Here is a 10,224-nt window from a genome sequence, read left to right on the forward strand (position 1 = left end):
CGCAGTTGCCTTTCGTGGTGGGGGTCAACGGGTGGGACGGTCAGTATCTGCACAGCGACACCGAGGTGCGCGACGCGCTGACACTCGCCCCGCACGTCCCGATGATCCGCCTCGACGCGCGCTCGAAGGACGCCGTCAAGACCGTCCTCATCCATCTCGTCGAGCACGCGCTCAACGTGCGGATGGCCGTCCCGGGCTGGAGCGGCTAGCGGGACGGCCCATCCGCTCAGGACGGCTGGCGCCCGGTCACGCTCCACGAGGGCCGCTCGTTCAGCGCGCGCACGTCCGCGTCGGTGATCCCGTGCTGGGCGTCGGCCATCTCGGCCAGTTCCTCCGGGGTGAGGACGTCCGCGACGTCGGCGAACCCGCCGGGCGCCCGCTCGGTCACCAGGCGGACCGTCCTCTCGATGGGCAGCGACCGGTGCGCGTGCACCAGCGCCGACGTGGGCGGCAGCCGCTCGCCCTCGTACGCCTTCAGCGCCTCGGCCGGGTCGTCGTACGTGGCCAGGCACCTGGCGAGCACGCGCGCGTCGAGCACCGCCTGAGAGCCGCCGTTCGACCCGATCGGGTACAGCGGGTGCGCGGCGTCGCCGAGCAGCGTCACCCGTCCCTCGCCCCACGACGGGAGCGGGTCGCGGTCCACCATCGGGTACTCCAGGATCCGCTCGGTGGCCGCGATGAGCCCCGGGATGTCGAAGTGGCGGAACTCCCAGCCGGCGAAGTGCGGCGCGACGTCCTCCAGGCGTCCCTCGCGCGACCAGTCGGCCTCCTCGACGACGCCCGGCTCGGCCACCTTCACCTCGGCCACCCAGTTGACCAGCCCGGGATCCGACGCGGAGACGTGGTAGGCGACGAACTTGGCCGCCGCGTTCGACCCCGAGACCAGCACGGTCGCGCCGTCCATGACCTGGTCGCCCTTGGCCATGCCGCGCCACATCCTGATGCCGCCCCAGGTGAGCGGGTCACCCTCGGGGTGCAGCCGCGACCGCACGGTGGACAGCACGCCGTCGGCGCCGACCAGCACGTCCGCGTGCTCCCGCACCGTCCGCCCGGTGGCCTGGTCGCGCAGCGTGACCGTGACGCCGGAGCCGTCCTGCTCGAAGTCCTCGAACCGCAGCCCGGTGCGCACCTGCCCGATGCGCTCCCGCACCGCCTCCAGCATGATCATCTGGAGCTGCCCGCGGTGGATGGAGTACTGCGGCCACCGGTAGCCGGCCGACCGGCCTCTGGGCAGCGCCAGGATCTGGTTGCCGAACCGGTCGGTGAACGTCATGAAGCTCGTCTCCACGCCGGTCGCCGCCAGCTGCTCCGCCAGGCCCAGCTCGGTGAGCTCGCGCACGGCGTGCGGCTGCAGGTTGATGCCGACGCCGAGCGGCAGCAGCTCCTCGGCGGCGTCCACGACGACGCAGTCGAGACCCGCGGCGTGCAGGCTGAGCGCGGTGGCGAGCCCTCCGATGCCGCCACCGATGATCATCGTCCGCATCATGTACCTCCACAGGGGATGTCACGGCCCGCGAAGGGCCAAGGTAGGAGAGGCCAAGAAAAAGGGGAGCGCCGTGGGCGCCCCCCTGATCCGGAACCGTCAGCCCTTGTCGGGCCGCACCCAGATGTCCCGCTCGTGCATGAGCTCGATCTGCCGGTTGATGACCTCGGCCCGGTACTCCGCGTGGTTGTACGGCTTGCGGTCGAGGTAGAGGTTCTTCGGATAGATCGGCTTGTCGTAGATGACGCGGTACTGCTCGGTCTTCAGGTCCTTGATCCAGTTGTCCCACTGGGCGTTGGACCTGAAGTGGCGCAGGGCGCCGATGTCGATCGTGCCGGCCACCCAGGACGAGCCGCCGCTGTAGTCGTGCCTGCCGACGATCTGCCCCTTGTAGTCGACGATCATCGACTGGCCGCCGAACGTGTCGATCGGGTGCTCGGAGTCCTGGTCGAGGTAGTACGTGCCGACGTTGCAGGCGATGAGGTAGGCGTTGTTGTCGAGCGCCCTCGCCCGGTTCTGCACCTCGTACAGGCCGTTGCCGACGTGCGGGTGCGGGTAGGGGCCGCGGTAGATGATCTCCGCGCCGTTCATCGCCAGGCCGCGGGCGTTCTCCGGGTAGGAGGCCTCGTTGGCCATGAGGATGCCGATGCGGCCGATCTCGGTGTCGGCCACCGGGTAGAACGCGTCCAGCGTCTCGCCGTACAGCTCGACCCAGCGGTCCCACACGTCGTGCGGCGTGACGGAGTGCTCGACCGGCAGCAGCGGCACCGTCTTGTAGTGCTTGAGGACGATCTCGCCCTGCGGGTCGATGACGAAGCCGATGTTGAAGAAGCGCCCGGGGAACTCGGGGTGCCGCGCCTTCGCCTGGCCGATCAGGAACGTGTTCCACTTGATCGCCAGCTCGGCGAGCCGGTCCGTCTCGGGGCCCGGCACGTCGATCGCGCAGTTGGCCGCGAAGTCCTCGTGGTCGAGGTCGAGCACCTCGTCGTTGAAGCCCTGCAGCGCGCCCTCGGGGATCGCGATCAGCCGCACCGGCAGGTCGAGGCTGGACAGCCACGACGCCGCCTTGATCAGGTGGCTGATGTGGTCGATGTTGCCCGCGATGTCCTCACGGCTGCGGATGCCCCGCATCGTGGGGATCAGGCCCACCGCCTGGTACGGCTCGATCATGAAGCGCCTCCGACGAGCAGCTGGTTGACGTCGAACTTCGACGGGATGTAGCCGAACTCCTGCATCAGGTCGGCCACCCGCTGCAGCCGGGTGCCGTTGACCGAGGTCGAGAAGCCGCCGAGCTGCATCAGGTCGGCCGTCGCCTTGTCGATCTTCGTGTACTTCAGCAGGGCGGCGTCCACCTCGGCCGAGTTCGAGATCGCCAGTTCGGCGGCCTTGGCCAGACCGCGCTGGAACGCGGCTACCGTCTTCGGATTGTCCTTCGCGAAGGTGTCCGTTGTCAGGTAACCCGCGATCGGGAAGTCGGCCGTCGGGCCGGTGAACATGTCCGAGAGCGACACGGCGCCGTTCGCGCCCGCGGCGACCTCGTGGAACGGCTCGGGCATGAAGGCCGCGTCGACCTCACCGGACTCCAGCGCGCCCGCCATCTCGGGGAACGGCTTCTCGGTGAAGCTGACGTCCTCGGGGGTGAGACCGTTGGTCTTGAGCAGCGCGCTCACCGCGAGGGTCGCGATGTTCTTCTGCGTGTTGACGCCGACCTTCTTGCCCTTGAGTTCGGCGATCTTGGTGATCGACGAGCCCTTCTTGGTCATCAGCATGAAGTTGCCGGGCTTGGCGACGTACGCCTCGCCGACGACCTTGAGCTTGGCGGTGCCGCTGGCCGCGGCGAGGATCGCGGAGACGTAGTTGCTGTGCAGGACGTCCAGCTTGCCGGAGACGAGGTCCGGCATGGCGGTCGCGCCGCCCTGGACGAGCTCGAACTTGACGTTGAGGCCCTCGGCCTTGAAGAAGCCCTTGTCGATGCCGATCTGGATGGGCGCGACCTCGGGAAGCGCCAGCATGCCGACCGTGATGTCGGTCTTCTCGAGACCGCCGGACTTGCCGGAGCTGCCAGAGTCGCTACCTCCGCCGCATCCGCTGATGAGCAGCGCGGTGGCAGTCAGTAAAAGAGCGGAAATGCGCAAGCGGCGCCGGAGACCGGACATGAACGCTCCAGGGGGGAAGACGCATTGAAGCACGCATGGGCGTGATCTTGAGGAGAAGAGCCTAGCGCAACCACTTGAACTCTGTAGTACCAGCTGGGCGTATCGCGGTAAATATCGCTACATAGAGTGAAATGTCCACATTTTCATGGTTTCTGATGTTTTGTGGACTTAGGGAGGAGGGGCGGGTGCTGTTCTGGAGCGTTCCAGGCTGGCACGGCGCCACCAGGAACGGGGCGCCGGCCTTTTCCCTCACACCAGCTTCTTCGCCGAATAATGCCAGGTGAGCGCCTTGCGTTCGACAACCAGGAACACCTGGTTGAGCAGATAGCCGAGCGTCCCGAGCAGGATGACCGCCCCCCAGACGCCCCGCAGGTCGAACGAGCGCTGCGCGTCGCGCAGCATCGAGCCGATGCCGTCCGTGCTGAACAGCTCCGAGATCACCATGAGGATGAGCGCGAGCGACAGGCTGAGCCGCAGCCCGGCGAAGATCTTCGGCGTCGCCGACGGCAGGATCACCGTGAAGAACCTGCGCGCCCGCGAGAACCTGAACACCCGCGCCGTCTCCAGGTGCAGCGGATCGACCCCGCGCGCCCCCTCCGCCGCGTTGAACAGCACCGGCCAGATGATGCCGAACGTGATGGTCGCGACCTGCATCCGCGTGCCGATCGAGAACAGCGCCATGAACAGCGGCAGCAGCGCGGGCGGCGGCAGTGCCCGGCCGAACTGGATGAGCGGGTCGACGAAGCGGAAGAACATCGGCGAACGCCCCAGCCAGATGCCGACCACCACGCCGACGACGCCGGACACCGCCCACCCGGCCAGCAGCCTGCCCAGGCTGTTCGGGATGTTGCCGAGCGCCGTGTCGTTCATCCAGAGGGTGGAGGGGGACCCGGAGAACCACAGGTCCCGCATCCTGACCACGATCTGCGACGGCGGCGGGAAGAAGGGGTGCTCCATCGCCCGGGTGGCGACCTCCCAGACGGCCAGCACGACCGGCACGAGCCAGAGCCGCAGCAGCCCCGCGAAGAACTTCCTGATCATAGCGTCGCTCCTGCTCTGGCCGCGTTCCAGCGGAACAGCCGCCGCTCGGCCCTGACGAACGCGCCGTTGGCGAGGACGCCGAGCACGCCCGCCCAGAAGGTGGCGGCGATCGTGAGCGTGACGGCGTCGGGGCTGCTGCCCGCGAGGATGATGAAGGTGCCGATCCCCTCGGAGCCGCCCGCGAGCAGCTCGGTGCTGATCGCGAGGATGAGCGCGATCGTCGCGGCCAGCCTGATCCCCGTCGCGATGAAGGGCGCCGTGCTCGGCAGCGAGACCCGCCACAGCACCTGCAGCGGGCTGAAGCCGAACGTCCGCAGCGTCTCCTTGGCGACCGGGTCCACCTCGCGCAGGCCGTACATCGTGTTGATGAGGATCGGCCAGGTGGAGGCGTACAGGATCATCGCGATCTTCATGTCGAGCCGCTCGGAGAAGATGAACGAGGCCAGCGGGATGATCGCCACGGACGGGATCGGGCGCATGAACTCGATCAGCGGGCGCAGCGCCCGCTCGACCGGTGGCACGCTGCCGAGCAGCAGGCCGAGAGGCACGGCCACCACCACGGTGAGCAGCAGGCCGAGCGCCCAGGCCAGCACGGTGGCCACGATGTCCATGAGGAAGTCGGGATCGACGATGAGCTCCGCCGCGTTCACCAGCACGGTCGAGGCGAGCGGGAACTGCAGGGTGGAGAAGAGCCCCAGCCTGCCCGCGGCCTCCTCGGCCGCGAGCAGGACGAGGACGCCGAGGGCGCCGCAGATGAGGGGGCTGTCGAGGGGACGCCGCACGTTCAGGCGCATGGGAGCGTCCCGAAGGCGTCGGGGGGACACGTCATGAGGGTCTCCATGGCTCCGTCCGACCGGCTGATCAGGCGGATCAGGCAGATCAGGCGGGGAAGGCGGGTAAAAGACGGAGTCAGGGTATCGGGAGTGGATCATTCCACCCACCATGTAGCGAAATTTCCCTCCCGAGGTGCTATGTGGGGATATTGCGGGATTTGTCTGGTTTGTCCTGGGCTAAGGGGTGACCCGCAGGGCTGGTCCTCCGGGTGGCTCTCCGCAGATGGGCCGCCGTTTTGTGGCGACTTGACGATGAGAGTGGCTATTGTGACGCCTGCGGCATTAGCCGATTTAATGTGGGTGTGCTCAAATAAGCACTCGCCCGATGGATGATGTTCGGCACCGTAGACCGAACAGGGCTGACTGCGACCAGCGCATCAGACCGTCCCGAGGAGAGGTTGCTAACGTCGGTGAGGACTGCATCTACCCGTGGGAGCCGTGCCGCCGGCACGGAGACCGCGAACGCCTCCGTCCCAGAGGAGTCTGGGAAAGACAGCACACCCGGGATCGCACCGCCCGCGCCGGTCCGCAAGCCCGGCGGCAGGAACGCCCTGCGTAACTGGCGCGTCCGCACGAAGCTGCTCGTCCTCGTCGTCCTCCCGACGATCGCGGCGCTGATCCTCGGCGGTTTCCGCGTCACCACCTCCATCAACAGCGCCATCGAGTACCAGCGCGTCAACGAGCTCGCCGTGCTCGCCGGCAAGATGGCCGAGCTGACGCACGCGCTGGAGCTGGAGCGCGACCTGTCCACCTCGTACGTGGCGCAGGGCCGCAGGGCCGGCGCGGCCAAGATGCAGACCCAGTACAAGACGGTCAACAGCGCCGTCGAGGCCGTCCGCTCCGAGATCGAGGACCTCGCGAAGTCCCAGTCGGCCGAGCGCACCGAGGCCGTGAAGATCCGCAACCGCCTCGACGAGCTGGCCAACGCCCGCAAGGCCGCCGCGGACTCCCAGCTGGACACCCGCTCCGTGATCCGGCTCTACGAGCAGATCATCCGCGACCTGACGTCCTTCAACGACGACCTCGACCGAGGCGCGGTGGACGAGGAGCTGGCCGACGGCGTCGCCTCCTTCGCCGCCCTGTCCCGCGCCAAGGAGCAGGCGTCGCGCGAGCGCGCCATCCTCATGGCGGGACTCGTCGAGAGGCGGCTCAGCACCGCGCTCTTCGACGACCTGCTCGTCGCCCGCGCCCAGCGCGACAGCGAGCTCGCCACCTTCCGCTCGCACGCCACCATCGCCCAGCGCAACATCTACGACAACACCGTCACCGGCCAGGACGTCGACCGCGCCGAGGCGATCAGGGCCCGCGCGCTCGTGCTGAACGCCGAGGGCCGCCTCCTCATCGACAAGGCGCTCGGCACCCGCACCGGCAGCACCTGGTTCGACGCGTCCACCCAGACGGTCGAGCGCATGCGCAAGGCCGAGGAGCAGCTGGCGCAGGCCATCATCCTGCGCAGCCGCACGCTGGAGGAGTCCGAGCAGCGCAACGCGGTGGTCGTCGCCATCGCGATCGTCGCCCTGCTGCTCGCGGTCGTGCTCGTGACGGTCGTCATGGCCCGCTCGCTGGTCAGGCCGCTGCGCCGGCTGCGCGGCGAGGCCCTGCAGATCGCCGGCAGCCGCCTGCCCGACAAGGTCCGCCGCCTGCGCGAGTCCGGCACCGCCGACGACCTGTCCGTCGAGCCCATCGGCGTCGACTCCCACGACGAGATCGGTGAAGTGGCGCGCGCCTTCGACGAGGTGCACAGGGAGGCGGTGCGGCTGGCGGGCGAGGAGGCCCGGCTGCGCAGCAACGTCAACGCGATGTTCGTGAACCTGTCGCGGCGCAGTCAGACGCTGGTCGAGCGGCAGATCACCCTGATCGACGGCCTGGAGCAGGGCGAGCAGGACGAGGACCGTCTGGCGAACCTGTTCAAGCTCGACCACCTGGCCACCCGCATGCGGCGCAACAGCGAGAACCTGCTGGTGCTCGCCGGCCAGGACCCGCCGCGCCGCTGGAGCAAGCCCGTCAAGCTGGTGGACGTCGCCCGCGCCTCGCTCTCCGAGGTCGAGAACTACGAGCGCGTCGTCCTGCAGGTGCCCGACGGCGTGTCCGTCGCGGGCCAGGCCGTCAACGACACCATCCACCTGCTGGCCGAGCTGGTCGAGAACGCGCTGTCGTTCTCCCCCCGCGAGACCCGCGTCACCGTGTCGGGCAGCAGGATCGACGGCGGCGGCGTGATGCTGTCCGTCAGCGACTCCGGCATCGGCATGACCGGCGACGAGCTGGCCGCGGCCAACCTGAGGCTGGCCGAGGCCGCCACCGTGGACGTGTCGGTCTCCCGCCGCATGGGCCTGTTCGTGGTCTCCCGCCTGGCGCACCGCCACGGCATCCGCGTCCAGCTGCGGCCGCACGGCAACGGCGGCCTCACCGCGATGGTGCTCATGCCCGAGGCGCTGCTCGCCTCCGGCGCGCCCGCCTTCCCGAACGCCGCCGCCGCGGGCGCCGGCGCCGCCCGCGAGGACTCCTTCGGCGCGACGGCGGCCGCCGCGCCGCAGTGGCAGGGCGCGGGCGGCTACCAGCCCGGCCCCGGGCACCCGTCCTTCCCGTCCAGCCCGAGCCTCGACGTCTCCTGGCCGGCCGAGCCGCGCGGCGGCTTCGGCGGCGTGAACGGATCGGGCGGTGTGAACGGGTCCGGCTTCGGCGCCGGGGCGGGCACCGCGTCCGGCACGCCGGGCACGGGTCTGGGCAGCACGGGTCTGGGCAGCACGGGTCTGGGCAGCACGGGTCCGGGCGCCTCGGGCCTGGCGGGCTCGGGCACGACGGGGTCGGGCCTGGCGGGGTCGGGCGGCTTCGACAGCGCCGACGTCTGGGTGCCCTCGCGCAGCCCGGTCACCCCGCCCGGCGCGGGCCCGTCCGCGCCCGGCGGACCCGGCGACTGGGGGAGCGACGGCCCGCCGCTGCCCACCCGCACGCCGGGCGCCGAACTCGGCGACGCGCGGCCCGCCTTCGACTTCCCCGAGACCGAGTCGGCCGCGACCGGGCCCATCCCGGTCGTCAAGCCCGCCTCCGCCGGCGACGAGTACCTGCCGATCTTCGCCTCCGTCGAGTCGGCCTGGTTCGAGCAGGGCGACCCCAGCGTCAGCTGGGGCTCCTCCAAGGCTGACGAGGGCTGGAGCGCGGCCAAGGCCGTCGTGGAGCCGGTGCGTGACGGATCGACGGCGTCGGGCCTGCCGAAGCGGGTGCCGAAGGCGAACCTGGTTCCCGGTTCGGCTGACAGCGCGTCCGCGCCGAAGGGCGTGACGCCGATGCCGGCGGTCTCGCCGGACCGGGTGCGCAGCCGCCTGTCGAGCTTCCAGCAGGGGTTCAGGGCGGCGCGTGACGACATCAGCGAGGGCAGGACGTATCCCTCCGGTCCGAGAAGCGTTGAGAGCAGGGATGAGGGCGCATGAATGACCTGAGCCACGGGGCTCGCGGGGTCGACTGGCTGATCACCGACTTCGTCAACTCGGTCCCGGGAGTCGCGCACGCCGTTGTCGTGTCGTCCGACGGTCTGCCGCTGGCGGCCTCGGCGGGTTTCCCGCCGGACCGGGCCGACCAGCTGGCGGCCATCGCGTCGGGTCTGGTGAGCCTGACGCAGGGTGCGGCCCGGGTGTTCGAGGGCGGCGTGGTCAATCAGACGATCGTGGAGATGCAGCGCGGGCTGATGCTGATCATGTCGATCAGTGACGGTTCGTGTCTGGCGGTGCTGGCCGCCCCGGACTGTGACATGGGTCTGGTGGCGTACCAGATGACGTTGATGGTCGATCGCGCCGGTCAGGTGCTCACTCCCGCCGTGCGCGCCGAGCTGCGCGCCGGCCAGTCCAGGTGATGCAGATGACGGATCCGAGGTGGAACAGCGGCGGTTGGGACCCCGAGCCGCAGCAGCAGCAGCACTACGAGGACCCGGCGTCCCCCGTGCGTCCCTACGCGGTGACCGGCGGGCGGACCGCCCCCCGGGTGAAGCTGGCGATGGAGGCGTTGGTGTCGTCGGCGACGGCGGAGCATCGGGAGTTCTCGCACATCACGCCGGAGTATCAGGCGATCAGTCAGTTGTGCCGTCAGGTGCGGTCGGTGGCTGAGGTGTCGGCGTTGTTGCGGATTCCTCTGGGTGTGGTGCGGGTGCTGATCGCGGACATGGCGGCCGAGGGTCTGGTCCGGGTGCATCAGCCGCAGCTGGATGCGGGTAGGCCGGACGTTACTCTGCTTGAAAGGGTGCTCAGTGGACTTCGCAGGCTCTAGCCCGGGTCTGACCTCGACGAAGATCGTGGTGGCCGGTGGTTTCGGGGTGGGCAAGACGACGTTCGTCGGTGCGGTGTCGGAGATCATGCCGTTGACGACGGAGGCGGTCATGACGGACGCCTCGGCGGGGATCGATGATCTGAATCTGACGCCGTTGAAGTCGACGACGACGGTGGCGATGGATTTCGGGCGGGTGTCGCTGGATCGGGATCTGATCTTGTATCTGTTCGGTACGCCGGGTCAGCACAGGTTCTGGTTCATGTGGGATGACCTGGTGCGGGGTGCGATCGGTGCGGTGGTGCTGGTCGACACGCGGCGGTTGGCGGACAGTTTCCCGGCGATCGACTACTTCGAGGAGGCGCAGTTGCCTTTCGTGGTGGGGGTCAACGGGTGGGACGGTCAGTATCTGCACAGCGACACCGAGGTGCGCGACGCGCTGACACTCGCCCCGCAC

9 protein-coding genes and 1 pseudogene are annotated in these 10,224 nt (G+C 69.4%); 5 read left to right on the forward strand and 5 right to left on the reverse strand.

Features of this window, described 5'->3' with window-relative positions; genetic code table 11:
• Window positions 1–209: pseudogene (locus BMX74_RS42045) on the forward strand (ATP-binding protein); the annotation flags it as partial.
• A gap of 17 nt (window positions 210–226) precedes the next feature.
• Here BMX74_RS42045 and BMX74_RS42050 read toward each other — a convergent pair.
• From BMX74_RS42050 to BMX74_RS42070, 5 genes are all read right to left on the reverse strand, one after another.
• Window positions 227–1,474 carry a flavin-dependent oxidoreductase gene (locus BMX74_RS42050; protein ID WP_091106033.1) on the reverse strand — a complete coding sequence of 416 codons (1,248 nt, stop codon included), beginning with the start codon at window positions 1,472–1,474 and terminating at the stop codon, window positions 227–229.
• Between the two features lie 108 nt (window positions 1,475–1,582).
• Window positions 1,583–2,653 carry a nitrilase-related carbon-nitrogen hydrolase gene (locus BMX74_RS42055; protein WP_055507235.1) on the reverse strand — a complete coding sequence of 357 codons (1,071 nt, stop codon included), beginning with the start codon at window positions 2,651–2,653 and terminating at the stop codon, window positions 1,583–1,585.
• Complete coding sequence (locus BMX74_RS42060; protein ID WP_091106031.1) at window positions 2,650–3,639, reverse strand: ABC transporter substrate-binding protein; 990 nt, start codon at window positions 3,637–3,639, stop codon at window positions 2,650–2,652. Before BMX74_RS42060 ends, BMX74_RS42055 begins: the two co-directional genes overlap by 4 nt.
• Before the next feature lie 249 nt (window positions 3,640–3,888).
• Entirely contained in the window at window positions 3,889–4,680 is a 792-nt protein-coding gene (locus BMX74_RS42065; protein ID WP_091106032.1) for an ABC transporter permease, read from the reverse strand.
• Window positions 4,677–5,474 carry an ABC transporter permease gene (locus tag BMX74_RS42070; protein ID WP_177227751.1) on the reverse strand — a complete coding sequence of 266 codons (798 nt, stop codon included), beginning with the start codon at window positions 5,472–5,474 and terminating at the stop codon, window positions 4,677–4,679. The genes BMX74_RS42065 and BMX74_RS42070 overlap by 4 nt, the downstream gene beginning before the upstream one ends.
• 449 nt (window positions 5,475–5,923) lie before the next feature.
• Between BMX74_RS42070 and BMX74_RS42075 the strand changes: the two genes are divergently transcribed.
• The 4 genes from BMX74_RS42075 to BMX74_RS42090 all read left to right on the forward strand — a co-directional run.
• A complete protein-coding gene (locus tag BMX74_RS42075) occupies window positions 5,924–8,941 on the forward strand; it encodes a sensor histidine kinase (RefSeq protein ID WP_055507242.1) in 3,018 nt (1,005 codons plus the stop codon).
• Window positions 8,938–9,360 (forward strand): roadblock/LC7 domain-containing protein, encoded by a 423-nt coding sequence (locus BMX74_RS42080; RefSeq protein ID WP_055507244.1) that lies wholly within the window; start codon window positions 8,938–8,940, stop codon window positions 9,358–9,360. The genes BMX74_RS42075 and BMX74_RS42080 overlap by 4 nt, the downstream gene beginning before the upstream one ends.
• 5 nt (window positions 9,361–9,365) lie before the next feature.
• On the forward strand, window positions 9,366–9,770 hold the full coding sequence (locus tag BMX74_RS42085) for a DUF742 domain-containing protein (protein ID WP_256257627.1): 405 nt from the start codon (window positions 9,366–9,368) through the stop codon (window positions 9,768–9,770).
• A 7-nt stretch (window positions 9,771–9,777) separates the two neighbouring features.
• A partial coding sequence (locus BMX74_RS42090; RefSeq protein ID WP_091106035.1) for a GTP-binding protein occupies window positions 9,778–10,224 on the forward strand: 447 nt, incomplete at its 3' end.

Origin of the sequence: Nonomuraea pusilla, assembly GCF_900109355.1 — a bacterium.
Classification (GTDB): Bacteria; Actinomycetota; Actinomycetes; order Streptosporangiales; family Streptosporangiaceae; genus Nonomuraea; species Nonomuraea pusilla.